The organism is Pseudoalteromonas luteoviolacea, assembly GCF_001750165.1.
GTDB lineage: Bacteria > Pseudomonadota > Gammaproteobacteria > Enterobacterales > Alteromonadaceae > Pseudoalteromonas > Pseudoalteromonas luteoviolacea_G.
Map to the genome: position 1 here is coordinate 1086800 of NZ_CP015411.1, position 25796 is coordinate 1112595.

20 protein-coding genes are annotated in these 25796 nt (G+C 43.3%); 13 read left to right on the forward strand and 7 right to left on the reverse strand.

Translation table 11 applies throughout. From position 1 onward, the window contains the following. Nucleotides 1-6: 6 nt before the first annotated feature. The 4 genes from parE to glsB all read left to right on the forward strand — a co-directional run bounded on the left by parE (nt 7) and on the right by glsB (nt 6021). The gene (gene parE, locus S4054249_RS04640) at nt 7-1896 is read left to right on the forward strand and encodes a DNA topoisomerase IV subunit B (protein ID WP_046354469.1); all 1890 of its coding nucleotides are present in this window, start codon (nt 7-9) and stop codon (nt 1894-1896) included. Between the two features lie 18 nt (nt 1897-1914). Continuing rightward, the gene (gene parC / locus S4054249_RS04645; protein ID WP_046354468.1) at nt 1915-4203 is read left to right on the forward strand and encodes a DNA topoisomerase IV subunit A; all 2289 of its coding nucleotides are present in this window, start codon (nt 1915-1917) and stop codon (nt 4201-4203) included. A gap of 221 nt (nt 4204-4424) precedes the next feature. Further along, the gene (locus S4054249_RS04650; protein ID WP_046354467.1) at nt 4425-4988 is read left to right on the forward strand and encodes a phosphoribosyltransferase; all 564 of its coding nucleotides are present in this window, start codon (nt 4425-4427) and stop codon (nt 4986-4988) included. Nucleotides 4989-5103: 115 nt separating this feature from the next. Then, entirely contained in the window at nt 5104-6021 is a 918-nt protein-coding gene (gene glsB, locus S4054249_RS04655) for a glutaminase B (RefSeq protein WP_046354466.1), read from the forward strand. Between the two features lie 41 nt (nt 6022-6062). Here glsB and S4054249_RS04660 read toward each other — a convergent pair whose 3' ends face one another. Continuing rightward, complete coding sequence (locus S4054249_RS04660; RefSeq protein ID WP_046354465.1) at nt 6063-7367, reverse strand: inosine/guanosine kinase; 1305 nt, start codon at nt 7365-7367, stop codon at nt 6063-6065. Nucleotides 7368-7541: 174 nt separating this feature from the next. On the opposite strand from S4054249_RS04660, the gene tadA reads away from it, so the two are divergent. Continuing rightward, the gene (gene tadA / locus S4054249_RS04665) at nt 7542-8060 is read left to right on the forward strand and encodes a tRNA adenosine(34) deaminase TadA (RefSeq protein ID WP_052960845.1); all 519 of its coding nucleotides are present in this window, start codon (nt 7542-7544) and stop codon (nt 8058-8060) included. Here tadA and S4054249_RS26500 read toward each other — a convergent pair. After that, nucleotides 8051-8215 carry a hypothetical protein gene (locus tag S4054249_RS26500; protein WP_167354831.1) on the reverse strand — a complete coding sequence of 55 codons (165 nt, stop codon included), beginning with the start codon at nt 8213-8215 and terminating at the stop codon, nt 8051-8053. The two genes, tadA and S4054249_RS26500, sit on opposite strands and share 10 nt — an antisense overlap. Nucleotides 8216-8306: 91 nt before the next feature. Beyond that, a complete protein-coding gene (gene mltF / locus S4054249_RS04670) occupies nt 8307-9689 on the reverse strand; it encodes a membrane-bound lytic murein transglycosylase MltF (RefSeq protein WP_046354463.1) in 1383 nt (460 codons plus the stop codon). A gap of 245 nt (nt 9690-9934) precedes the next feature. Here mltF and purL point away from each other — a divergent pair, with 245 nt between their 5' ends. Further along, a complete protein-coding gene (gene purL, locus S4054249_RS04675) occupies nt 9935-13819 on the forward strand; it encodes a phosphoribosylformylglycinamidine synthase (protein ID WP_046354462.1) in 3885 nt (1294 codons plus the stop codon). Between the two features lie 577 nt (nt 13820-14396). Here purL and S4054249_RS04680 read toward each other — a convergent pair. Further along, entirely contained in the window at nt 14397-15203 is an 807-nt protein-coding gene (locus tag S4054249_RS04680; RefSeq protein WP_046354461.1) for a DUF5694 domain-containing protein, read from the reverse strand. 335 nt (nt 15204-15538) lie between these two features. Here S4054249_RS04680 and S4054249_RS04685 point away from each other — a divergent pair, with 335 nt between their 5' ends. The 4 genes from S4054249_RS04685 to S4054249_RS04700 all read left to right on the forward strand — a co-directional run bounded on the left by S4054249_RS04685 (nt 15539) and on the right by S4054249_RS04700 (nt 19515). Continuing rightward, nucleotides 15539-15841: a hypothetical protein gene (locus S4054249_RS04685; RefSeq protein WP_046354460.1), complete on the forward strand. Its 303-nt coding sequence runs from the start codon at nt 15539-15541 to the stop codon at nt 15839-15841. Nucleotides 15842-16432: 591 nt separating this feature from the next. Beyond that, nucleotides 16433-18988: a YdbH domain-containing protein gene (locus tag S4054249_RS04690; protein WP_046354459.1), complete on the forward strand. Its 2556-nt coding sequence runs from the start codon at nt 16433-16435 to the stop codon at nt 18986-18988. Nucleotides 18989-19003: 15 nt separating this feature from the next. Beyond that, nucleotides 19004-19183 (forward strand): YnbE family lipoprotein, encoded by a 180-nt coding sequence (locus tag S4054249_RS04695; protein WP_046354458.1) that lies wholly within the window; start codon nt 19004-19006, stop codon nt 19181-19183. Between the two features lie 11 nt (nt 19184-19194). Then, complete coding sequence (locus tag S4054249_RS04700; RefSeq protein ID WP_046354457.1) at nt 19195-19515, forward strand: YdbL family protein; 321 nt, start codon at nt 19195-19197, stop codon at nt 19513-19515. A gap of 49 nt (nt 19516-19564) precedes the next feature. Here the strand turns inward: S4054249_RS04700 and S4054249_RS04705 are convergent, their stop codons facing one another. Continuing rightward, nucleotides 19565-20110, reverse strand: coding sequence for a DUF1415 domain-containing protein (locus S4054249_RS04705; RefSeq protein WP_046354456.1), 546 nt, complete (start codon nt 20108-20110; stop codon nt 19565-19567). After that, nucleotides 20111-21373: a lipid IV(A) 3-deoxy-D-manno-octulosonic acid transferase gene (gene waaA / locus S4054249_RS04710; protein WP_046354529.1), complete on the reverse strand. Its 1263-nt coding sequence runs from the start codon at nt 21371-21373 to the stop codon at nt 20111-20113. 145 nt (nt 21374-21518) lie between these two features. Here waaA and S4054249_RS04715 point away from each other — a divergent pair, with 145 nt between their 5' ends. From S4054249_RS04715 to hldE, 3 genes are all read left to right on the forward strand, one after another. Further along, the gene (locus S4054249_RS04715) at nt 21519-22958 is read left to right on the forward strand and encodes a capsule assembly Wzi family protein (RefSeq protein WP_046354455.1); all 1440 of its coding nucleotides are present in this window, start codon (nt 21519-21521) and stop codon (nt 22956-22958) included. Between the two features lie 62 nt (nt 22959-23020). Beyond that, nucleotides 23021-23614: a D-sedoheptulose-7-phosphate isomerase gene (locus tag S4054249_RS04720; protein WP_046354454.1), complete on the forward strand. Its 594-nt coding sequence runs from the start codon at nt 23021-23023 to the stop codon at nt 23612-23614. Continuing rightward, nucleotides 23611-25059 carry a bifunctional D-glycero-beta-D-manno-heptose-7-phosphate kinase/D-glycero-beta-D-manno-heptose 1-phosphate adenylyltransferase HldE gene (hldE, locus tag S4054249_RS04725; RefSeq protein WP_046354453.1) on the forward strand — a complete coding sequence of 483 codons (1449 nt, stop codon included), beginning with the start codon at nt 23611-23613 and terminating at the stop codon, nt 25057-25059. The genes S4054249_RS04720 and hldE overlap by 4 nt, the downstream gene beginning before the upstream one ends. On the opposite strand, the gene S4054249_RS04730 is transcribed toward hldE, so the two are convergent. Continuing rightward, nucleotides 25056-25781 (reverse strand): 3-deoxy-D-manno-octulosonic acid kinase, encoded by a 726-nt coding sequence (locus S4054249_RS04730; RefSeq protein ID WP_046354452.1) that lies wholly within the window; start codon nt 25779-25781, stop codon nt 25056-25058. The genes hldE and S4054249_RS04730 overlap by 4 nt on opposite strands. Between the last annotated feature and the right edge of the window lie 15 nt (nt 25782-25796).

Genomic DNA, 25796 nt, shown 5'->3' on the forward strand with positions numbered 1-25796 from the left:
GCATTTATGAGTCAGCAAAATTATAACGCAGAAGCCATTGAGGTGTTGAATGGCTTAGAGCCGGTTAAGCGCCGCCCTGGAATGTACACAGACACCACCCGACCTAATCATTTAGGGCAAGAAGTTATTGATAACAGTGTCGATGAAGCGCTAGCAGGGCATGCAAGCAAAATTGATGTGATTTTGCATGAAGATAACTCGTTGCAAGTAATTGACGATGGTCGAGGCATGCCTGTGGATGTGCACCCTGAAGAAGGGATCCCAGGAGTTGAATTGATCCTGACTAAGCTCCATGCTGGTGGTAAATTTTCAAATAAGAACTATCAGTTTTCCGGTGGTTTGCACGGGGTTGGTATCTCAGTTGTAAACGCACTTTCTACGCGAGTAGAAGTAACGGTTAAGCGAGATGCTCAGCAATATGAAATCGCGTTTGAAAATGGTGATAAAGTTCAGGATTTAGAAGTCACTGGCAGTGTAGGCAAACGCAATACCGGTACTTCTGTACAGTTTTGGCCTGATTCGAGCTACTTCGACTCTGCTAATTTCTCTTTGACCAAGCTAAATCATTTACTTAAAGCGAAAGCTGTTTTATGCCCAGGTCTGCGCATTCGTTTTATTAATAAGCAAACCAAAGAAACGCAAGAATGGCATTATGAATCTGGTTTAGAAGACTATTTGAGTGACAGTGCAAAAGAGTTAGAAGTGCTACCTAAATCTCCGTTTACTGGGAGCTTTAGTGGCTCAACAGAAGGAGTTGATTGGGCACTGCACTGGCTACCTGAGGGAGGCGAGTCGATAGCTGAAAGTTATGTGAACTTGATCCCAACTGCGCAGGGCGGTACGCATGTGAATGGCTTAAGGCAAGGCTTGCTTGAAGCAATGCGAGAGTTCTGTGAATTCCGTAACTTGTTACCAAGAGGCGTTAAATTAACGCCAGATGACGTGTGGGATAAATGTAGCTACGTTTTATCTGTTAAGATGCAAGACCCACAGTTTGCGGGCCAAACGAAAGAAAAACTGTCGTCTCGCTCATGTGCAACCTTTGTGTCAGGTATAGTGAAAGACGCATTTAGTTTATGGCTCAACGAGCACACAGAAACAGCAGAGCTATTAGCTGAGCTGTGTATCAGCAATGCGCAAAAGCGTTTGCGTGCAGCGAAAAAGGTGGTACGTAAAAAGGTCACCAGTGGCCCGGCTCTGCCAGGTAAGCTCACCGACTGCTCGGGCAGTGAAACAGAGCGTTCAGAAATATTTTTGGTCGAGGGTGACTCTGCGGGCGGATCAGCCAAGCAAGCGCGTGATAGAGAGTTTCAAGCCATCATGCCACTGCGTGGTAAAATTTTAAACACTTGGGAAGTGGATTCAGGCCAAATTCTTGCCTCCCAAGAAGTGCATGACATTTCAGTTGCACTTGGCATAGATCCGGACTCAACTGATTTATCGACGCTGCGTTATGGCAAGGTGTGTATTCTTGCCGATGCAGACTCCGATGGATTACACATTGCAACGCTATTGTGCGCGCTATTTGTTAAGCATTTTCCAACCTTAGTACAGGCGGGACACGTGTACGTTGCTATGCCGCCGCTATTTAGAATTGATGTCGGCAAAGAAGTATTTTATGCCCTAGATGAAGATGAAAAACGTGGCATTTTAGATCGTATTGAAGCCGAAAAGAAACGCGGGAAAGTGAATGTTCAACGCTTTAAAGGGTTGGGTGAAATGAACCCAATGCAATTGCGTGAAACGACGATGGACCCGAATACTCGCCGCTTGGTTCAGCTCACGTTAGATGAGCAAGAGCAAACATTAGAAATGATGGATATGCTACTGGCGAAGAAACGCTCTGGTGATAGAAAGGCTTGGTTAGAGCAACATGGCGATAAAGCCGAGGTATAACAAGAAGTAAGGTGTATCATGACTGATCCACAGGCCCTCTCTTTACAGGGCATAGAACAATTACCTATGGGGCGTTTTACAGAAGACGCCTACTTAAATTATTCCATGTATGTGATCATGGACCGGGCATTGCCACATATTGGTGATGGCCTTAAGCCTGTGCAGCGTCGTATCGTATATGCGATGAGTGAATTGGGCTTATCAGCCGCTGCAAAATATAAAAAGTCAGCACGTACAGTTGGTGATGTATTGGGTAAATACCACCCACATGGCGACAGTGCATGTTACGAAGCCATGGTATTAATGGCACAGCCATTCTCTTACCGTTATCCACTTGTAGATGGTCAAGGTAACTGGGGTGCAGCTGACGATCCTAAATCATTCGCGGCAATGCGTTATACTGAAGCGCGTTTGTCTAAGTTCTCTGAGGTATTACTCAAAGAGCTTGGTCAAGGTACTGTGGATTGGGTGCCTAACTTTGACGGCACAATGAAAGAGCCGCAAGTATTACCAGCGAGACTGCCACACATCTTATTAAATGGTGTGACGGGTATCGCCGTTGGTATGGCGACGGACATTCCACCGCATAATGTCAATGAATTAGCCTCTGCTTGTTGTATGTTACTAGATAAGCCAAAAACAACGCTAGAAGAGTTGTTAGAAGTCGTCCAAGCGCCAGACTATCCAACTGAAGCGGAAATTATCACTCCAAAAGACGATATTCGTAAAATCTACACTACGGGTCGCGGCTCGATTAAGATGCGCGCGGTGTTCCATGAAGAGCAGGGTGAAATCGTCATTACAGCACTGCCTCACCAGACATCAGGTGCAAAAGTGCTGGAGCAAATCGCAGCGCAAATGACTGCGAAGAAGCTGCCTATGGTTGCAGATTTACGCGATGAATCAGATCACGAAAACCCGACGCGCATTGTCGTTGTGCCTCGTTCTAACCGAGTCAAATCAGAGCCATTGATGGCGCACTTGTTTGCCACCACAGATCTTGAGAAAAACTACCGTGTAAACCTCAATATGATCGGGCTAGATGGCCGCCCTCAGGTTAAAGATCTACAACAGATTTTGTCTGAGTGGTTAATATTCCGTCGTGAGACAGTACGTAGGCGTTTGCAATATCGCTTAGATAAAGTATTGGCGCGTTTGCATATTCTAGAAGGCTTGATGATCGCCTTTTTGAATATTGATGAAGTGATTGAAATCATTAGAAATGAAGATGATCCAAAAGCGGAGCTCATAAAACGTTTTGATTTATCTGAAACGCAAGCTGAAGCCATTTTGGATCTGAAACTTCGTCATTTGGCGAAGTTAGAAGAGATGAAGATTCGCGGTGAGCAGGATGAGTTGAGCAAAGAGCGTGACAAGCTTGAACTTACTTTAGGTTCAGAGCGTCGCATGTCGACCTTGATGAAAAAGGAGATTCAAGAAGCGGCAGAGTTATACGGCGATGAAAGACGCTCACCTGTGATTGAGCGCCAAGAAGCGAAAGCGCTGAGTGAAAAAGATTTAATTCCATCTGAAGCGGTCACCGTTGTGCTATCTGAAAAGGGTTGGGCGCGTTTCGCCAAAGGCCATGACATTGATGCTGAGGGCTTAAATTATCGCTCAGGGGATGCCTATAAAGCATCGGCCAAAGGTAAAAGCAATCAACCAGCGGTCTTCTTGGATAGTTCGGGTCGTGCGTTCGCCACCGATGCACACAGTTTGCCATCTGCAAGAAGTCAGGGGGAGCCTATGACTGGGCGCTTTAACCTCGCCGCGGGTGTGAACTTTGAACACGTCGTAATGGGTGAAGAGCAAGAGCTTTATTTGATGGCAACCGATGCAGGCTATGGCTTTATTGCTGAATTTAACGATTTAGTCAGTAAAAATAAAAATGGTAAAGCTTTGGTTAGCATTCCAAAAGGAGCTGAGCTCATTGCGCCAATTTCGGTGAATGATGTGGCGACTGATCGCTGTATGGCCATCTCCAATGAAGGGCGCATGCTATTATTCCCGCTTAGAGACTTACCTAAGCTTGCGAAAGGCAAAGGGAATAAGATCATCTCCATTCCAAGTGCCAAGGTACAGGCAAGAGAAGAGTTTGTGAAAGTGCTCGCTGTGGTACCAGAAGGACGCGCAGTTACGTTGTACGCAGGTAAACGTAAATTAACGCTCAAGAGCTCGGACTTAGAACACTATTTTGGTGAGCGCGGTCGTCGTGGTAATAAATTACCTCGGGGGTTACAACGCGTTGATAATTTTGAAATTGAGTTAATTGAACAAGACGACTCAGAAGCAGATACGCCAGAATAATAAGCCCATGAGCGGGCCCCGCCCGCTCATGATTTAATCAACGTTTATAATCTTTCTACTATTTTTCATTTCAACATCTTTTTTCCGTCATTTTGTCGTAAAAACTCTGATGTACCGCAAGCAATTTCTACCCGACTCAGCTAGAATACACGGTTATAAGTTATTCTTGTTCAGAGTGACACATGATCAGGTGCCACTCGCACTGACAATACGGGGTTTTTATGTCTGATAAGTGCTATATCACAGCGCAACAGCTATTAGAGGATTCATTTCGTCTGGCGGCTCAAGTGTATGAAGATGGGTTTCGTCCGGATTTTATCATCGGTATTTGGCGAGGTGGTGCGCCAATTGGTATTGCTGTGCAAGAGTACTATGACTACAAAGGCATAGAAACAGATCATATCGCGGTGCGTACATCTTCGTATTATGGTATTGGCAAGCAGTCGAAGGAGATCAAAGTACACGGTCTACATTACATTATTGAGAATGCCAACGCCGGTGACTCTTTATTGATTGTTGACGATGTATTTGATTCTGGTCGCAGTATTTACGCATTGAAAGAAAAACTTGAAGAGTTGATGCGTCTAAACTTACCTAAAGATATCCGTGTTGCGTGTCCGTACTACAAACCAGCGAACAAAAAAGTGCCGATGACGCCAGATTACTATATTCACGAGTCTGATGAATGGTTGGTTTTCCCACATGAGCTATCGGGCTTAACGCCAGATGAGTTAATTGAAGGCAAGTCAGACCTCGCTAACATCAAAGGTTTGTTTGCGAAGTAAGTCGTTACTTATTTTATAAAAAAGCCGTTGAAAACGCTGTTTTCAACGGCTTTTTTATGGCCGGGTGATAGTGCTTTTGTTACACTCCGCTCATTGTGATTTTTGCATTTTTACTATGACAGACTATCAATCTATTTTAGAACGTACAGTGCGACATGTTCAGCCTTTATTGCACCAAGGTAAGGTTGCTGATTATATTCCAGCCCTTGCTGAGCAACAGCTAGGTCAGTTTGCTATTGCGATTCAAACGCAAAGTGGTGACACATATAGTGCTGGTGACTGTGAGGCTAAATTTACTGTGCAGTCAGTCTCAAAAGTGATGACACTTACACTGGCGTTGCAGCGTTATGGTGATGAGTTATGGCAAAGGGTCGGGAAAGAGCCTTCAGGTACTGCGTTTAATTCACTAACGCAGTTAGAGTTTGAAAATGGTATTCCGAGAAACCCGTTTATCAATGCGGGTGCGATTGTGACTTGTGATGCGCTTTACTCACGCTTGAGTGCGCCTATTCACACTATGCTTGAAAGCTATCGAATGCAAACTGGTAACCCTAAGTTAGGTGTCAACAAAGTGGTTGCACAGTCAGAATATGAACACCGTTATCGCAATGCGGCTATGGCTTACCTCATGAAATCATTTGGTAACTTCAACAATGAAGTTGAAGAAGTGCTTTGGTCATATTTTAACTTTTGCGCCATTGAACTCAATGCGGCTGAGTTGGCGAAATGCTTTTCTTATTTATCTAATGGTGGTGTATGTACACAAACACAGCAGCAAATTTTGCCTGCTAAACAGATAAAACAGCTTAATTCACTGCTGTTTACCAGTGGCTTGTATGATGCAGCGGGGGATTTTGGTTATCGAGTTGGTATGCCTGGAAAATCGGGTGTATCTGGTGCGATTATCGCGGTGGTACCCGGTCGGTTTACGATTGCTGTTTGGTCGCCAGGCCTTGATAAGGTGGGAAATTCGGTAGCGGGGATTGCCGCGTTAGAGTTTCTTGCTGAAGAGCTCGGAACAGCTATTTTCTAACGCAGCACAAGGTGCGCACACGGTGTGTGCGCTTTAGCAAATTACTGATCCCAGTAAGATTGCTCTAGAGAGTCTTCTCTTTCTGGTAAACCTCGAGATAATCGCGGTGAATGTTGAACCAGCACTTCAAAGCTTGCGCGGTTTGCGTATTTGCTGATTTGAGCAAGTGACGAATAGGTGATTGCAGCCTGCTCATGTTTGGCAGAGTTTGGCACGTTTAAACGATGATAAACATTGGCTGATAAATCATGCAATACCGCAGCTAGCGCGCAGTCACCGGCACCATTGGTATTTTTAATGGTATCTGGACCGCCCATATAAGGTGCTGTATGGCTATAAACGCGAATAGGATTGTCGCAATGGGATTTGCGCATTGCGCGAGAAAACTCGTAGCGGTTAAATTCAGGGATTGCACCTGGAAGTAGCGGATATTCGGTTTCTCGCTTCAAGTTATCTTCGACATAACCTGCCATATACAAACCAGTAGGACCTGCCGTACAGATAACTAAGTCAACCCAATCCAGCGCTTTGTCTGCGGCCATAAGTGGGTCATCAAAACCAGTTATCGCTTCGCCTTCTTCTTCATTCATCGCAAGAATATCAACATGTTTTTCGACAAATTCAGCCCACCATTGTGGATCTTGCTCGATCAAGAATTTAGTGCCCAGAGTTAATACCACTGGTACACCTGCTTTGTTCGCATACTCAACGGCTTGCATGGTTGCTTGCGTCATTGTCTCATCGCCTTTTGTACGCATGAGATATGCACTGATCACCAAAGCAGACGCGTTTTCGATTAATGATTGACTGATTGATTCAGGGCGTAAGTAGTTCATTAAACCTGCGCTGATAGCAAAGGTTCGTTCACCGCTATCATCAATCAGTGTGAAGCAACGACCAATAGGACCTGCAACCGGTTGAAGGTGGTCTAGATCGACGCGACTAGATGTATTGCATAAAAACTTATACGCATAGCTGCCGATTTCGATACTTTCACTCATTACACCTAGCAGTACTGAACGATCGTCAGCCAGTACTGAATAGTTGTGCATAGTGTTGCCAATTGTGCCGCCAGCAAATTCGTAGTCAATCATGTCATCACGTTTTAAACGCTCATATAGCGCATTGGTGACATCATTATCTATGACTTGTGACATACCACGCTGCAGGTGGAATTCATCCAAAAATGCTTGGTCGACTTTTGCTTCGATGTCGACAACGATTTGGTCGATGCCGCAAATATAGTTGCGCTTCAAGCGATCTTCAGCATTTAAGTGGTTGATAAGAGGGTCCTTATCTTCCACAGGAAAATAATGCTTATGCCTACGGTGTCCCGGAAATTTCATGTTTTACCCGTGTGTTTTGAGCTCATTAAATAAAAAAAGCGGCGAATTATAGCCTAATTTTATATTGGTGAGCCATGGTAATTTGGTAATTTTAGCAATAATTCTGTAACCAAGGGGTTTCTGTTGTGCCAAGCTTGGTATACTAAGTCCACTAATTACTCAGATAACTTTAGTATGAACAACCAAGAATTAGACGAATACTGGATGCGCCAAGCGCTGGCATATGCTGATAAAGCTGAGGCAGAGAATGAAATCCCTGTTGGTGCTGTGATTGTGCAAGATGGTAATCTTGTTGCTGCGGGCTGGAATCGCTCGATTGGTTGTCATGACCCATCTGCACACGCAGAAATGATAGCGATTCGTGAGGCGGGCAAGCAAATTCAAAATTACCGTTTAGTAGATTGCACCTTGTATGTCACATTGGAGCCTTGCCCTATGTGTGCAGGGCTGTTAGTACATAGCCGAGTAAAGCGTGTAGTATTTGGAGCACGTGATGCGAAGACAGGCGCGGTCGGTTCAGTGATGAACTTGTTGCAAGAACCACAATTAAATCACCAGCCTGAGGTGACCGCAGGTATACTTGCACAGGAGTGTAGTGAGAAATTATCTAACTTTTTTAGACGTAGAAGAAAGGAGCACAAAGCTGCTAAAAAGGCGCGCAAATCGTTAGAAGATAATGCGGCTCAAGATTGAGCCGTTTTAACGTCCGCTGCAAGTTGCAATAGAGAGTAGATACGACGACGCAAAAGAATTTTTTTATGTATATTTTTTAGCATAACGCGGCGGCGATTCGGGTTCGTATTACGAGTATTGCGCTTAAATTGATGAGTTCGACGTCTTTTGAGCATCAGAACCTCCTTAATGTGAGAGAAAAAACTTACGCGTGACAGAAATACCTGCTTTGTATGACAGGCTTATGACAACGAGACTAGGATGCAGTTATTCGCCGGAACTGAAAGGAAGCGCTCTATTTTCGTCTAACCAGACCAGAGCGTCGAAGTAGCGGCGTATATTATCGACATAATGTACGGCAACATCGCCACGCGCATATCCATATCTTGTACTTCGATAGTAGCGTTTTTTAGTCAGCAGTGGTAGTCGTTTTTTGACATCTGCCCAACTATTCGGATTGCCACCTTGTTGTTTTGTCAATTTTAATGCATCTCTTACATGTCCCATACCTACGTTATACGCAGCCAATGCCAACCAAGTTCTATCCGGTTCAGATACGCCTTCCGGTACGCGTGAAATTAAGTTAGCAAGGTATTTTGCGCCGCCGCGTATGTTTTGTTCCGGCTTAAGTCGATGTTTAACGCCAACACGCTTAGCTGTACTTTGAGTCAGCATCATAATGCCGCGAACGCCAGTGGGTGATTTGGCCCTAGGGTTCCACATAGATTCTTGATAGCTCAGCGCTGCCAGTAGTCGCCAATCTACGTTATGTTCCTGCGCATAGTCGATAAACCAAGGTGCGTATTTGGGCAGTACTTCTTTACTGGCTTCAACAAAGGCGACCGTATTAACGTAATTGAACCGCTCGACATGACCGAAATACTTTTCTTCTAAGGTGGCTAGTTGATTGTTGTCTTGTATTTTGGCAAAAAATGGCAGCAGTAGGGCGTATAATGAGTCATCATTTTGCTTTTTCATGACCCATGCAATGGGATCTGATTGGGTAACAGAAAAGGCAATGCTCAGGTTTGGGTGATAGCGACGAAAAAGTGCCAGAGAGTGAGAATCCACTATGGTGTATTCAATGTCGCCCGTTAAAATGGCCTGTAGCAGCTCTTCTTGGTCTAATGCTTGAGTCGTTTGCCACTGTAGCTCAGGGTAGTCTTTCTTTGCAGTTTGAAGAGACAGCGCATGGTGGCTATCGGCAAGTACAGTCACAGGCCCAGATAACTGACCATAATGTCTGGGGCGTTTTTTCCCTTGCTTATAAACTAGTTTTTGGCTGATATCTCGATAAAAAGGACCGAAGCGGAAGTGCTCAGCTCGGTTTGGGTGATAACTTATTCCAGAGGCCACTATGTCTAAAGTGCCTCGCTCTAATTGTTCAAAAAGTTTTTCTAAGTTAAAAAAGGGAATGATATTAAGTTCGACGTCAAGTTCATCGGCGAACATACCTGCTAACTCATATTCGAAGCCTTCCTCTTCATTATGGCCTTGGTAGTAGGTGGCCGGCCCTACCAAAATACCGACATTCAGCGTATCACTGTTTTTAATTTGCTGAAGTTGATTTGGAGGGGCCTTGTCACAGCCGGTGAGCAAGAGCAAGAATATTACAATTCCTAATGAAGCTGTTAGCTTGTTTTGTCTCATGCTTTTTCCGTTCGTGAAATTTACTAAGTTACTTTATTAATTCATGAGATATCGTGTGTTTGCACACGATATCTAGGTACTCAAAAAGCAAATTCAAACTTTTAATCGTATGCTCTCAAGTATATACCTATTTGTGAAGAGGGTTTTTTTCGATAAATGACAATTTTGAGTTAAATCTGTGCGTCAATTCGACTATAATAGCGGCCCAAAATATCGTTCAATCCTTAACCCCGGATGAAATATCTATGTTAATCCTACGTGGTGCACCTGCACTTTCTGATTTTAAAGTCCAAAAGATCCTTAAAAGCTGCGCGGATGCAGAGTTACCTGTTACAGGCGTATATGCTGAGTTTATGCATTTTGCTGATGTAACAGCTGACCTTTCAGAGACAGAACTCGACAAGCTAAGCAAGTTATTAAAGTATGGGCCTACCGCCGTCGAGCACAAGCCTGAGGGAACACTTATTTTAGTGACGCCTCGCATTGGAACTATTTCTCCATGGGCTTCAAAAGCAACTGACATCGCGAACAACTGTGGTCTAGATAAGGTTCACCGTGTTGAGCGTGGTATCGCTTACTATGTTGAGGGCGAGCTAAATGCAGAGCAGTTAGCTGATGTGGCTAAGTTACTTCATGACCGTATGACAGAATCGGTGCACAGTAGCTTAGAAGGCGCTGGACAGCTATTCCGTGTTGAAGAACCGCGCCCAATGTCATCTGTTGACATTCTTGGTGGTGGCCGTGAGGCACTTGCAACAGCAAACGTTGAGCAAGGTTTTGCATTAGCGGACGACGAAATTGACTACCTAGTAGAAAACTTCACAAAACTAGGTCGTAACCCGAACGACATCGAGCTATTTATGTTCGCACAGGCGAACTCTGAGCACTGTCGTCACAAGATTTTTAACGCCGATTGGACAATCGACGGTGAAGAGCAGCCTAAGTCGCTGTTTAAAATGATCAAAAATACATTTGAAACGCACCCAGAAAACGTACTGTCTGCTTATAAAGACAACGCAGCGGTCATGAAGGGTTCTAAAGCAGGTCGTTTCTTCCCAAATAAAGAAGGCGAGTACAGCTACAATCAAGAGAACATTGAAATCTTGATGAAGGTTGAAACCCACAACCACCCAACTGCAATTGCACCGTTCTCTGGCGCATCGACGGGTTCTGGTGGTGAAATTCGTGACGAAGGCGCTACAGGCCGTGGTTCTAAGCCAAAAGCAGGTCTAGTTGGTTTTACTGTATCTAACCTTCGTATTCCAGGTTTTGAGCAGCCCTGGGAAACAAACTTCGGCAAGCCTGGTCGCATCGTTGATGCACTTGATATCATGATCGATGGTCCACTAGGTGGCGCGGCGTTCAACAACGAATTTGGACGTCCTAACCTGCTTGGTTACTTCCGTACTTACGAAGAAAAAGTTAACAGCCACAATGGTGAAGAGGTACGTGGTTACCACAAGCCAATCATGCTTGCAGGTGGTCTAGGTAACATCCGTACTGAGCACGTTCAAAAAGGTGAAATTCCTGTAGGCGCTAAGCTAGTTGCTTTAGGTGGTCCTGCGATGAACATTGGTCTGGGTGGTGGTGCTGCATCATCAATGGCATCTGGTCAGTCAAACGAAGATTTAGACTTTGCTTCTGTACAGCGCGAAAACCCAGAGATGGAACGTCGTTGTCAGGAAGTTATCGACAAGTGTTGGCAGCTAGGTGACGAAAACCCAATCGCATTTATTCACGATGTGGGCGCGGGTGGTCTTTCAAACGCATTCCCTGAGCTTGTAGACGACGGTGGTCGTGGTGGTAAATTCCAACTACGTAATATCCCGAACGATGAGCCGGGTATGGCACCACACGAAATTTGGTGTAACGAATCACAAGAGCGTTACGTGCTGGCTGTAGCGGCAGAAGACTTCGCACGTTTTGAAGAGATCTGTAAGCGTGAGCGCGCACAGTACGCCGTGATCGGTGAAGCAACAGAAGAGCGTCACCTAACTGTTGCGGATAGTCACTTCGATAACAACCCAGTGGATCTTCCGCTTGAAGTATTACTTGGCAAAGCACCTAAGATGCACCGTGACGTTGAATCAAAGCAAGTATCTGGTGAAGCACTTAAAACAGATAGCATCGATGTAGAAGAAGCGGCTAAGCGCTTACTTCGTCTACCTACTATTGCTGAGAAAACATTCCTTATCACCATTGGTGACCGTACGGTAACTGGTTTAGTTGCACGTGACCAAATGGTTGGTCCTTGGCAGGTACCTGTAGCAAACTGTGCTGTAACAGCAGCGGCGTTTGACACTTACCACGGTGAAGCGATGTCAATGGGTGAGCGTACACCTGCGGCACTTCTAAACTATGGTGCATCAGCACGTCTAGCAGTCGCCGAAGCGTTAACGAACATTGCAGGCGCAAACATTGGTGGTCTTGAGAACATCAAGCTATCTGCAAACTGGATGGCAGCAGCTGGTCACCCAGGTGAAGACGCGGGTCTTTACGAAGCAGTTAAGGCTGTGGGCGAAGAGTTATGTCCAGCACTTGGCCTAACTATCCCAGTTGGTAAAGACTCAATGTCGATGAAGACTAAATGGGAAGAGAATGGTGAAAACAAAGAAGTTACCGCGCCACTTTCTCTTGTTATTACTGCATTTGGTCGTGTAGAAGATATTCGTAAAACAGTCACGCCTCAGCTTCGCACTGATAAAGGTGACTCAAGCCTGATCCTAGTTGACTTAGGTGCCGGTCAAAACCGTATGGGTGCATCAAGCCTTGCACAGGTTTACAAGCAGCTTGGTGATAAGACGCCTGACGTTGATAGCCCAGAGCTATTAAAAGGCTTCTACAACGCGATGCAAGCACTTGTGGCTGACGAGAAGTTACTTGCTTACCATGACCGTTCAGACGGTGGTTTATTCACAACCGTTGCTGAAATGGCGTTCGCAGGTCGCACTGGTGTGACAGTAAACCTTGATAGCCTAACAGGCTCTGACATCGAAGCACTTTACAACGAAGAGCTAGGTGCAGTGATTCAGGTTCGTAACGACGACCTTGCAGCAGTTGAAGCTGTGTTAGCTGATAACGGCATTGCAGCTATCAGCCACACTATCGGTGCACTAAACACTGAAGATAAAGTTATCTTCAACCGTGGTGGTGAAGCGGTACTTGCAAATACACGTACTGAGCTACGTACTATCTGGGCTGAAACGACTTACAAGATGCAAGCACTTCGTGATAACCCAGAGTGCGCTAAGCAAGAATTTGATGCGAAGTTTGACGAGAAAGATCCAGGTCTTAACGTAAACTTGAGCTTCGACCTTAACGAAGACGTAGCAGCGCCTTACATTGCTACAGGTGCTAAGCCGAAGATGGCAATTCTACGTGAGCAAGGTGTTAACTCACATGTTGAAATGGCAGCTGCATTTAACCGTGCTGGTTTTGCTGCGGTAGACGTGCATATGAGTGATATCCTTGAAGGTCGTCTAACGCTAGAAGAGTTCAAAGGCCTTGTAGCATGTGGTGGTTTCTCATACGGTGACGTACTAGGTGCAGGTGAAGGTTGGGCTAAGTCAATCCTATTTAATGACATGGCACGCGATCAGTTCCAAACATTCTTTGAGCGTCAAGACACGTTCAGCTTAGGTGTGTGTAACGGCTGTCAGATGCTATCAACTCTGAAAGAGCTTATCCCAGGCACTGAGCATTGGCCACGTTTTGTAACGAACAAGTCAGAGCGTTTTGAAGCACGTTTCAGCCTTGTTGAAGTACAGCAAAGCCCGTCGGTATTTTTCCAAGGTATGGCTGGCTCTCGTATGCCAATCGCAGTATCTCACGGTGAAGGTCATGCTGAGTTTGCAAACGACGCAGCAGTTAAGGCGGCACTTGAGTCTGGTACTGTCGCAGTTCAGTACGTTGATAACTTTGGTAAGCCAACAACGCAATACCCGAACAACCCGAATGGTTCACCAGAGGGTATCACAGGTATTACATCAACTGATGGCCGTGCAACAGTCATGATGCCACACCCTGAGCGTGTATTCCGTGCAGTTGCTAACTCTTGGCACCCAGATGAGTGGAAAGAGGACAGCCCGTGGATGCGCATGTTCCGTAACGCACGTAAAAACGTGGGTTAATTGAGTAATATATTACTCTAAAGAAAAGGTCGCGAAAGCGGCCTTTTTTTGTAGTCTTTAGAAAGCTAACTCTTGGCAGCGATACCTTTGATAAGAGTGGAAAGAGGACAGCCCGTGGATGCGCATGTTCCGTAACGCACGCAAAAACGTGGGTTAATTGAGTAAAATATTACTCTAAAAAAAAGGTCGCGAAAGCGGCCTTTTTTTGTAATCTTTAGAAAGCTAACTCTTGGCAGCGATACCTTTGATAAGAGTGGAAAGAGGACAGCCCGTGGATGCGCATGTTCCGTAACGCACGCAAAAACGTGGGTTAATTGAGTAAAATATTACTCTAAAGAAAAGGTCGCGAAAGCGGCCTTTTTTGTAGCCTTTAGAAAGCTAACTCTTGGCAGCGATACCTTTGATAATGAGTGGAAAGAGGATAGCCCGTGGATTTACTTGTTTCGCTGTGCACGAAATAACATTGACTAAAACTTAGTTAAAGAGAAAAGGTCACTTCTGTCGCCTTTTCTCTTTAAATTTGAGCCCCATAATTGTTAAGATAATGACTAAGCATTCTCAGTAACTATATTGATTGTTATTTAATATATTTTGTCACATCCACCGCTTGACGCTCTGTGTCTAACTTTAAAAAGTCTTTAAATATTGATGTGTGGCCTTGTCCACCAATGACCAGTACGCGTTCTCCGGGTTGCGCAAATTGTTGAATATTGGCATACATACGGAAGTTTCTATGCCACCAACTGGCGGCGGCATCTGCGCCTTCAAAGCCTTTTCCTGCACCCACATGGTTGGTTTTAAAGTATAAAGATTTATTGAGGTTGTCCCATTCAGCGCTGTTACTTATTAGTAGGAGCTCTTTTAATGACTTAGTCATTTGGTTGTGTTCCATCTCTTGGGTGATTTGAGCTATAAATGCGCCAAAATGCTTTTGCGTATTAGTGTCATGTTGCGCCATGTACTCAAACAATGGTTTAGATTGCCAGTGAACTTCTTGCTCGTCGTATAAATGCACCTGACTCAGCCCTGCATGTTTGGCGACTCTAAATCCAAGTTGATAGATTTCATTACTTTTTAGTGTAAATTGCCCCTGTAAATACTGTGTATACTCCTGCTGAGTTTGCTCTTGATACTTTTTATTGTATTCAAGTAGTACCACAGTCGGTTTATATTCACTGATCTGCTTTGCGAGCGTCTTCAAATAGGCTTGGTTTTCGGGCGTCATGACGTTAATTTGTTTGGTTTTTACAGTATCAGCTTGCGGATTTGCAAAGTGGAATACACCCATTAACATAATTTGCGCAGGGTCTTGTTGTGTTGGTTCTTTGGCTATGATTGAAAATGACTGTAAAAGTGCAACGACACAGAAGGTGATTTTTTTCATTTTTATATCTCCAAGGAGTGTGCTTGTAGTTAAATTATGCATATTTCATAACAATATAATTGACTCTTATACGCATTTATATTTTATTCGTTGAATTAATATCATGTGTATGGGATCCGAATTGCAAATAGCGTGCTTGGAGAGAGCTGTTTGTTGTGAATGATGCCATCATTAATATTTAAAATAAAATTTTATTATAGAAAAGGTGCCTAGGTTTAAAGGTTATTGCTCAATGATAATTTGTTTGTATTTTGAGCTTTTTAAGCCACTTTTTTGGTGGTTGATTTTTCATTTTAATATGTTATTTTCTTTTCTTTTTTATAATTGAGACTCAAATGCTAAAAATTATTTTACTGTCTTTTCTTGTTTTTTCTTTTTCTTCGTTCGCGAGTTTCGAAGAGAAGTATAATGGAAAAATTAAAGCTGTTTATGTTAATAGCTCATCTGAAGCATTAATTAAAGTCGAGGGTGTTTCAAGTTGGCTTAATTTAGGTAAAACTGATAACTCTTATACTCAAAGTATGATGTCAATTGCTCTAACTGGAAAGGTTTCGGATTCATCAGAAATGTGGATACGCTGGACGAAAGAACCTCACGGTTCTTACCCAAAGGTTTTAATTGTGAGTATGAGTCATTAAAAATAACCGGTGACAACCTTTATTATATAATGCGTGAGGGGTGGTGAAATTGTTGTCGCACCATGCTTCATTTTAAATATATAATGGCTTGCTGCTTGTGGAGATAAAAAATGCGAGTGGCGAGCTCGATAAGTTGTTTTACAGTATTCCAATATACTAATTTTTATTGATAATTTATTTACATTGAATAAAGGCAACATCATTACTTAGCAAGCGATTGTGCGCTTATATGTTATTGCTGAAAAATCAATTTCTGGTTCAGTGGTGCTACTTAGTTCTCTTTTGGTCGTGTTTCTTAGAGTGCTAGAATAAGAAATGAATGAGAGGAGTTGGAGCACTGCTTTTTTCGGAGTTCGGTAAAGGTAACCTAATGTTCAAAAACGGTATTACACTTCGGCAGCCTTGTATGTGTTATGGTTACTCAATGGCGCTTCACCATCATAAGTGGTTGCTTAGTAATCACAAACCATAAGTGAACAAACAAAGGGTAGATACTTTCTCCAATTTTACAACTTCTTACGCTCTTCTACATTACATTGTGTGCATGATGGCTTAAACTAATCTTTCTGATGGAAAATAGTTTAGGAACGAATGCGACGTTTTTTAGTATACGTTGGGATAAGCTGCTGCTTATTACTGATCACGGCTTTTATTTTTCGATCGCCTTTAAGTCTTGCGGTTGCCAACCTGTATTTAACACAAGATCAAGGTCAGCTAAATTGTTTAGAGTGGTCTGTCACAGGCTTGTCTGAAATTCACATTCGCAAGGTGTGCTTTAGTCATGAACAAGCCAATGTGGTCGGTGAGCATATCTCCATAACGCCTGAATTAATCGAAGTACAGACGCTGAAGATTGAGCAAGCCTCTGAGACGTCACCGCAGTCGTCTAAGCCTCTGAAAAAGCTATCATTGCCTTTATTTTACTCTCGGCCCCTTTTATCGGTAAAAAATGCGCTTATCGAATCACCGCAGCTGCATCATCCACTAAGTGTTTCAATCAATGAAACAGAGCTCAATACGTTTAGCATTAATGGGGATGTGCAGGCTCACGTCACGGTGGCGTCAGATAACATCATGTTGAATATCAATTTATCAAGTACCGGTTTTACTCCTTATGTTCCTGCGCAAATTAAGCGCCTATCAGGACAATTGTCAGTCACATTCGATGGTATACAAGCTGACTTAGCCGCAACCCTGCAAGCGAATATTTCAGATAACAGCGTTGAAGGTTGTCCCGTTGAGGCTCTTTTCAGTGGAGACGTGTCGAGCAACGTTGATGCAAATACACTGAGTGCCAGTATTGATCTCTCGAAGTTAGATATAAATTTAAATGGTCAAGCTTGCAAGGAACTGATACGCCTTCAACAATCTCTCCCTGTAGATGTGTTGAGTGCGAGTTGGCAGCTGTCCGTGCCTAAACCATTTTCAGCAACGATGAGTCAGCTCGAAATTCCCGAACTGCGCTTTAGTGACAGCAATGGCATGTCTTCAATAGAGCTCAATCACTTATTGCTTGGTATTACCCAACAAACGCTCTCATCCAACCTAAATGTGCGCCATTACAACCCTGAGCTGGGTTGGCTGGAGCTACAATCTAAGCTTCAGATTGAAGATAACAGTCTATCAACTCAAGGAGATTGGTTAATAAATGGTGTCGCGCTGGATTTAGTCGATGAAGTAATCGTCAAAGATATGATTAGCCAAGGAGATTTTTCTTTAACAGGCAAGTTTGGTGAAGTCATTAAAGTAGACTTATCAACGCAAACATCGATTGGTGAGTTAATAAAAGCGCAGGCTAGTCTTGATAACACAGATCTGAATTTAGACGCACGGTTTACTGTGGATATGGGTCACTTTCAAACAGAGATGAATAAGGCACTTGAGGTGGACCTACTGAAAACATTCATGAGCGCGGAGCGTTATCGATTTGAGGGTATATCAGGTAAACATGTTTTAATCGAGAGTCAGCTCAATTTAGATGCACAACACAAGTTGAAGGGGGGGCTGGAACTAGAAGTGGGATCGTTTAAGCTGGCGCAGCTGCGAGGTAAAGACCTTGCACATACCATGATATTTAACAGCGATCTTAATGAGACTGAATTGGCAGTTCAATTTGATGGAGAAACGCATCTTGGCCTAGTAGCAACACCTCAGCTATCTTTTCGGCATGGCGTTGTGACCTCTACGGGTCATTTTTCTGAGCAGCTAAATTTAGAGCATGTCGTTCATCTAGATGAGTTAGAGGTATTAGCGAAGCAAAAAATCGGGCCACAGCTGAATGAGCTGGATATGACCATACCGGAACAAAGCTTCTTAACTCTGCAGCCAATAATTCAGCAGCTTGATCCTAAACTACAACTTAGCGAAGGAACAATCTCAGCCAAGTTAAAAGGTGATATGACTGAGCGCGCTTACCTTTTTGATATGACCTTGGAGGAAGGGGGCATTTTGTATGACTCCCATTATCTCAGTGGTATCAATATGCCTATAACAGGGCAGGCTCATGCCGATCACATTATTATTGAGGAGTCACAGATAAGTATTCGAGAGATCCGCTCAGGCGCTGTCATTGAAAATGTTCAAGCCATCTTATCATCTTATGACGGCCAGCCAATGTTGAGTAACATCAGTGCGTATATATTTGATGGTCAGCTTAGTGCCGAGCAGGTAAGTCTGTCAAAAGAAGATCAAAGCTTTTTAGTCGAAGCTGAAAACTGGGATCTTGCAGTAATTGCCAATGCGGCAAAAAATGCAGGTGTCGAGCTTAGCGGGCGGGTTTATGGTCAATTACCCGTAACTGTGATTGATGGAAAACTAGAAATTCATGGCGGTAAGCTTAATAACATCGATGTTGGGTTGCTGAGTATTGAGAATAACCAGTCAGTTGAGGCGTTGAAAGCTCAGCAACCGAGCTTGGAAACTGCTTTTGGTATGTTGGAAAGATTGAATATAGAAAAGCTATCAAGTGACGTGAATATGACAGCCGATGGGTGGCTTGACTTAGGTGTTCAAATAACCGGAGTTAATGAGCAACAAGGGCAGCCAATTAACTTTAATTACACACATAAAGAAAATATCTTTCAGCTATTTAGAGCATTACGCTTGAGCGATGAAATTACTAAAGAAGTTGAAAAAGCTTTAAACTAATAGGAGCAAGAAGGCATGAAATGGATGCTAACTTTGATGCTGGTTTTGGTCACTTCAGCCTGTACGCATAAAGTACAGGTTGAGACAAAAGAACCGATTACCATCAATTTAAATGTAAAAGTTGACCACGAAATTCGTGTGAAAGTTGACAAAGAGCTAGACGATTTGTTTAGCGATGAAAGCGAATTATTCTAAGGAGTGAGAACATGAGAGCAAAAATTATACTGACCACAATCGCAGCTGCATGTATGAGCTTTTCTGTGATGGCGCTGTCGTTAAATGAAGCAAAATCACAAGGGATGGTTGGCGAAACCGCGGCGGGTTATCTGGGAGTAATTAAAGGGTCAAGCGATGTGAAGAAGCTTGTCGCCGATATCAATAAAAAGCGCAAAGCTAAGTATCAGCAGTTGGCGAAGAAAAACGGTATTAGCTTGTCACAGGTTGAAAAGCTTGCTGCTGAGAAAACCTATAAAAAAACCTCTTCGGGACACTTTATTCAAGTGAATGGGAAGTGGGTGAAAAAGTAGGCTTAGTTAGGAATAACTGCGTACATACGCAGTTATTCTCTTTTAATATTTACTTTTTGTGAGTACAACTAGCCAGTAATTGTTGCCAAAATGCCTCACCTTTGCGTCTAGCCAAGCGAATATTATTGTCTGGGATGGACTCAGGGTCTTCATAAGCTTCCAACGCAGCAGCCATGCTATCCTCTCTGATCAAGTGTAATGTGGGATAGGGCGCGCGGTTGGTGTAATTGGCCGGGTCATCTTCATCACTGTCTGCAAAGACATAGTCTGGATGAAAATTAGCAATTTGATAAATTCCCTCAAATCCTTGTGCGCAGAGCATCGCATTTGCCAAATCAACCAAGTCTAAAAACGCGTTGAAGTCGGTAAAGCCATGTGAAAACATGAGCAGTGTCGTTTCTCTATCCTTATTTTGATTCAGCTCAAAACATTGCTCCAACATATCCATAACAGCATCGTCATGAGTGACAGCTTCGCTAATGTGATAATGTATGGCGTTTTGTTCCACTTCTTTTCTTGCAAAGGGACAAAAGTTGTATTTGACGATGACATTACTCACCCAGCTTTTCATCGTGTTGATTATGTGTTCACTCATTTACTGCTCCAATAGTGAATCGATAATATTGAGAGTGCGACTTATTGCACCTTGGTTTAGTGCTAGACAAGCATGTGCCTGTGCTCCAAGTAACTTGGTCGCTTTGGGGTCATGTAAATATTTGCTTACTTGCGCAAGTAACTCAGATTGATCCGCGCAAATCTGTGCGCCCTGTTGAGCGATGAGCTGCGGATAAATGTGGGAAAAGTTATAGGTACTAGGCCCACTTAATACACCGACTGAACTTGCAGCGGACTCCAAAGGATTATGACCACCTCTTTCAATTAAGCTCCCTCCTATAAAGGAAATCTGGGCACACCCATACAGAAACTTAAGCTCACCTAGGGTATCAGCAAGGAGTACTTGGCTGTTTGGGTTATATGGCCCACTGCGACGACTAAAACAAAGCCCGGCGTCACTTAACAAGTCAGCGACTGGCGAAAATTGCTCTGGGTGGCGTGGCGCGATAATCAATAAAGCGGTAGGTATCTTTTCTAATAACTTTTTGTGCACAGCGATGATTTGCTCATGCTCACCTGGGTGTGTCGAACCGGCTATCCAAATTGGACGCAGCCCCAACTGAGCGCTTAAATCATGCATCTGTTGCATATCATGTGCGTCAAGTGTGACATCAAACTTAATTGACCCTGTTGTGGACACTCGTTGTGACGACAGGCCGAGCTCGACAAATCTGTGTGCATCTTCTTCGTTATGGCTTGCAAGTACAGTGATGTTACTCATGATAAGTCGGGTTAAAGACGCGACTTTTTGATAGCCTCGATATGATTTCTCTGATAAACGAGCATTGACGACCGCAACCGGACAATGGTGTTTGTTGGCATAATAGAACAGGTTTGGCCATAGTTCAGTTTCTAACACAAGTAGCAACTTTGGTTTTAGAGTTTTTATAAATCGGTGAACTGCAAATCCAAAGTCAATTGGCAGGTAGCAGACATGGACTGAATCTTTGAATTGCTTAGTAATTTCATCACGGCCAGTTGGTGTATTACACGTAACGATTATGGAATCATTTGGATGTTGTTCACGTACTTTTTTGATGAGCGGTGCAGCTGCGAGGACTTCGCCAACTGATGCGCAATGAATGATAATGGCCTCTTTGGGCAGACGCGGGTCAATGGCTCCAAAACGTTCACCAAAATGCGCTCTGTAACCGAGGTTTTTCTTACCTCTGATCTGATACAAGTAGAACGCAATGAGGGGGGCGAGCAAAATTAAGGTGATGGAGTAAATAAGTCGAGTCATAGTATCAGGGCAAAAATAAAAGCGTAGTTTAACGCGGTTGTTGCTCAATGGAAATTACCATAACAATTTTACACATATCGGAACGTGCTCAAAAGCACTAAATTTGCTAGTATGCTCGCCCCTGATTATTTTTGAAAGAAATATAATGTTGTCAATTTATAAGAAGTTGTTGTTTGCTGTTTCTTTACCTTTGTCTTTTGTCGCTCAATCGGCGTTTGCAATGCCGACGGCTTATCTTCCGATTGGTAAAGATAATATTCTAGAGTATCAGATAGAAAAGATGTTCACGCTTACTGCGGTTACTCCAATGAGCAAGCCTTATAGAATTTCAGAAATTAACCAACACATTGTGAAACTTGGCAACATAGACCCTGCACTGCAAGCGAGCATTCGAGCTCGAATTGCACCCTACTTACAAACCGATGCAATTACTCGTAGGGGAATAAAATTACGTGTGGACTCAGGTGAAGAGCAACAAATTGCCAATGACCGAGGTAATTATTCAAGCGAATATGCTGAAATTTCATTGGATGGTATTTATCGAGGTAGTGGTAGCTCTTTAGTTCAGTTTGGCGCTGAGTACCGCGTCGAAGCTGGAAGGTTAGTGCCTTACAATACTTTTTATGCATTGGGTGGAGAGAATTTACAACTTAATATAGGTTATAAGGAACATTGGTTTTCTCCTTTTAAGCATTCAGCACAAGTCTATTCGACAAATGCTCAGGCTCCTCTGTCTGTCTCTTTGGGGCTAAACTCCCCACTTAAAAATTGGTGGAACTTTGATTTCGAGTTTTTCTATGCTGAATTAGAGCATGTTGAAAAAGGGATCTCATATCAAAAAACAAGGCATGATGGCACGCCGAAGCTAGCGGGCACTCACTTGAGTTTTGAACCTCTCGAAAACTGGAAAATTGCCATTAACAGAATGATGCAATTTGGTGGTGGACCGAGAAAAGCGTCAGGTAAAGATGTTTTGAAAGCGTTTTTTGATCCCGCTGGCAATGATAACAATGCACTAACTGGAGGCTCTGACAATGAATTAGGTGACCAATGGGCTACGGTGACTTCATCTTTCAAAACTGATTTTTATATGCCAATTGAGTGGTATGTTGAACATGGCGGTGAAGACACAAGGGAACATAAAAATTATTTATTTGGTAACTCTGTAACGAATTATGGCTTTTATATTCCTGAAGTGACTAAAAACACCTCTTTACGTTATGAGTTTTCCGATATAAGTGAAATGTGGTACGTACATCACTTATATCCAGTTAAAGGCAATAGCATAAATAACTTCGTATTAGGGCACTTTGCAAGTAATCATAGAGTATTCAATACGACTGAACCGACGCAAAGTCAAGTGGTGGAAATTACCTATGCTGAAAGCTTTGATTCTTTGTGGCACTTAAAGTGGACTACAGTAGATAATCAGGGTAATTCTAAATACGATTATAAAAAGCTAAATGAAATCCAGCTTACCAACTCTAGAAAAATCGATGACTATCAACTAGAAACAAGCCTAACAGTGGGTAAAGATGTGTTCGGAGAAAATTACACTTGGTTGTCAGTCAATGTATACTGGTAATACACGGGTAATAATTAAGAATTAGCACTATTTTTGGGCTTGTAAGAAATTTAAGGTTCACTATGTCAGTCAATGAACAAATTGCGAATAGCTACTTAGACAGCTTAGACCGCCATATGGCACTATTTACCAACATGGCAAATTATCATAAAGAGTCGGTAGCACTTTTAGAAGCGTGTCAGAAAACGCTTGCTGCGGGCGGAAAGGTTATCTGGTTTGGTAACGGCGGTAGCGCCGCGGATGCACAGCATCTTGCTGCTGAGTTTGTTGTTCGATACAAATTAGAACGCGGACCTTTGGCATCCATTGCGTTGACAACAGATACATCGATTTTAACTGCGCATAGTAATGACTACCATTTTAACACTGTCTTTGAAAGGCAGGTTCAGGCGCTGTGTAAACCAGAAGATCTGGTCATTGGGCTGACAACTTCTGGGACCAGTGAGAATATCAATTTAGCATTGGCTGCGGCTAATGAAATTGGTGCCTTCACCGTGGCATTAACTGGTCGTCAAGGCGGTGAAGTAAAAGACATCGCTAGATTACCAATTATTATTAATTTTGACGAAACAGCCCGTATTCAAGAAGCACATATGTTTATTGGTCATTGGCTTTGCGAGGCTGTAGACCTTTCAATTGCGGAGCAAAGTAAATGAACTTAGCTGCTTTACAAAACCTTCATAACGCTAAAATTCTCGTTGTGGGTGATGTGATGCTAGATCGATACTGGCATGGGGATACTGGCAGGATCTCTCCTGAGGCACCTGTCCCAGTTGTAAAAGTCAGTAGCTTAGAAGATAAAGCGGGTGGTGCGGCCAATGTTGCGAAAAATATCGCACACTTGGATGGCAAAGTAGGTTTATTAGGCTTGATTGGTCAAGATGAAAACGGTCGAAAGCTTAATAGTATTTTAGAAGATGAGAGTATCGACTCTCAGCTTGTTAGTGTTGATACTTTGCCGACGATAGCCAAAATGCGTGTGATCAGCCGTCATCAGCAGGTCGTTAGGCTGGATATGGAAGAGCAGTTCTTACCTGAGCATAGCGCATTACTCACTGAGAAGTTAGAGGAAGTGATTGATGCATACGAGTATGTTTTGTTCTCTGATTACAATAAAGGTGCACTTGCCAATGTTAAAGCAATGATTGACGTGGCAAAACAAGCTGGAAAAACGGTGCTGGTTGACCCTAAAATGAGCGACTTATCTGTTTATCGTGGCGCTGACTTTATTACGCCAAATCTCAATGAGTTTAAATTGGCAGGCGGGGATGCAAGCTCAGAGTTAGCATTGACAAACAGTGCAAGGCAGCTTATCGCTGATGCAGGCATTGGTGCGATGTTGTTGACGCGTTCTGAACAAGGCATGTCTTTGATTTCGGCTGATGATAAGCATGACTTCTCAGCACAGGTGCTTGAGGTGAGTGATGTAACAGGCGCTGGAGATACCGTGATCGCCACATTGACTACGATGCTCGGCGCTGGGATGAATGCGAAAGATGCGGTAGAAATGGCAAATTTGGCAGCAGGTATTGTAGTTGGAAAGCTGGGCGCTGCAACAGTTTCTCCTGAGGAACTCAGTGCGAAGCTGAGTCAATACTTGAGGGAAACAGGCGAGCACTATCAAGCCCCATTTGAAGATGTATTACAGCACATTTCGTTTGCTAAGCAAAATGGCGAGAAAATTGTGTTTACTAATGGATGCTTTGATATTTTACACGCAGGCCATGTGCGTTATTTAGCGCAAGCTAAAGCGATGGGAGACCGTTTAGTGGTTGGGTTAAATAATGATGAGTCGATTTCTCGCTTAAAAGGTGCGGACAGGCCAATTAACCCATTAAACGAGCGTGCGATGGTGATTTCAGCGTTGGCATCGGTTGATTGGGTTGTACCTTTTGGAAAAGAAGAAGAAGGCGACACACCTGCTAATTTAATCGCGACCATTAGCCCTGATGTGTTGGTTAAAGGGGGCGATTATAAGGTTGAAGAAATCGCTGGAGCTGATCACGTCTTAGCACAAGGTGGTCAGGTTGAGGTATTGTCTTTTCTAGACGGTTGCTCAACCTCGAATGTAATTAAGAAAGCGCGTTTAAGTAAGGGTTAATTATTTAGACGTGCATGGTAGGCATTTATCAGGGTTTGCCAATCTGCATCATCGAAAAAGAAAGTCGGCCATTTGCCGGCTTCTTTTTTAAATGAACGGGCTAATCTGTCGATATTAGCCTGTTGCCAAGAACTCTCGATATGACGTATCTCACCCTTATCAAAGTCAATTAAGTTGACTTGACCTTGGTCGTCGAAAAGAATGTTATTGATATTGAGATCGTCATGATAGACACCTTTTCGGTGAAAATCCGCGATGGTATTACCTACAGCGATAAGCTCTTCTTTTGTAGCGCTGCTAAGTTTAAGTTTTTCACACAGACTTTGTGCACCAGGGATCGCCTGAGTTAATATATCTGCGCGGTAAATTCCATACGTCACCTTAACATAGGCTGCGATAGGTTCAGGCACTGGCAGTTCTAACTCTTTGAGTTCTGTGAGTAGTTTAAACTCTTTAAATACTCTGGTTTTTTCTAGGCCCAAAAATAGATACTGATCACTGAGTAGCTTGCCAATTAAGCCGCCTCTCCAATAGTGTTTTAATACGGCTATATTATTATGTTGATATTGAATAAACCAAGCTGGAGCGCGGCCAAGCTTACTGTTAACGACCGCATCTTTTTGCCGCCAATGTTCGACATCAAACCAGTCGCGAGTAATGTTTAATACGCTGTTTTGTGGCATTAATATAAAATGATTACCGATGTTGTCTATTTTGAGCATATGTGGCTAGCAAAG

Coding starts and splice junctions, on each gene's coding strand:
- parE (WP_046354469.1), top strand. CDS start 7: ATGAGTCAGCAAAATTATAACGCAGAAGCCATTGAGGTGTTGAATGGC.
- parC (WP_046354468.1), top strand. CDS start 1,915: ATGACTGATCCACAGGCCCTCTCTTTACAGGGCATAGAACAATTACCT.
- S4054249_RS04650 (WP_046354467.1), top strand. CDS start 4,425: ATGTCTGATAAGTGCTATATCACAGCGCAACAGCTATTAGAGGATTCA.
- glsB (WP_046354466.1), top strand. CDS start 5,104: ATGACAGACTATCAATCTATTTTAGAACGTACAGTGCGACATGTTCAG.
- S4054249_RS04660 (WP_046354465.1), bottom strand. CDS start 7,367: ATGAAATTTCCGGGACACCGTAGGCATAAGCATTATTTTCCTGTGGAA.
- tadA (WP_052960845.1), top strand. CDS start 7,542: ATGAACAACCAAGAATTAGACGAATACTGGATGCGCCAAGCGCTGGCA.
- S4054249_RS26500 (WP_167354831.1), bottom strand. CDS start 8,215: ATGCTCAAAAGACGTCGAACTCATCAATTTAAGCGCAATACTCGTAAT.
- mltF (WP_046354463.1), bottom strand. CDS start 9,689: ATGAGACAAAACAAGCTAACAGCTTCATTAGGAATTGTAATATTCTTG.
- purL (WP_046354462.1), top strand. CDS start 9,935: ATGTTAATCCTACGTGGTGCACCTGCACTTTCTGATTTTAAAGTCCAA.
- S4054249_RS04680 (WP_046354461.1), bottom strand. CDS start 15,203: ATGAAAAAAATCACCTTCTGTGTCGTTGCACTTTTACAGTCATTTTCA.
- S4054249_RS04685 (WP_046354460.1), top strand. CDS start 15,539: ATGCTAAAAATTATTTTACTGTCTTTTCTTGTTTTTTCTTTTTCTTCG.
- S4054249_RS04690 (WP_046354459.1), top strand. CDS start 16,433: ATGCGACGTTTTTTAGTATACGTTGGGATAAGCTGCTGCTTATTACTG.
- S4054249_RS04695 (WP_046354458.1), top strand. CDS start 19,004: ATGAAATGGATGCTAACTTTGATGCTGGTTTTGGTCACTTCAGCCTGT.
- S4054249_RS04700 (WP_046354457.1), top strand. CDS start 19,195: ATGAGAGCAAAAATTATACTGACCACAATCGCAGCTGCATGTATGAGC.
- S4054249_RS04705 (WP_046354456.1), bottom strand. CDS start 20,110: ATGAGTGAACACATAATCAACACGATGAAAAGCTGGGTGAGTAATGTC.
- waaA (WP_046354529.1), bottom strand. CDS start 21,373: ATGACTCGACTTATTTACTCCATCACCTTAATTTTGCTCGCCCCCCTC.
- S4054249_RS04715 (WP_046354455.1), top strand. CDS start 21,519: ATGTTGTCAATTTATAAGAAGTTGTTGTTTGCTGTTTCTTTACCTTTG.
- S4054249_RS04720 (WP_046354454.1), top strand. CDS start 23,021: ATGTCAGTCAATGAACAAATTGCGAATAGCTACTTAGACAGCTTAGAC.
- hldE (WP_046354453.1), top strand. CDS start 23,611: ATGAACTTAGCTGCTTTACAAAACCTTCATAACGCTAAAATTCTCGTT.
- S4054249_RS04730 (WP_046354452.1), bottom strand. CDS start 25,781: ATGCTCAAAATAGACAACATCGGTAATCATTTTATATTAATGCCACAA.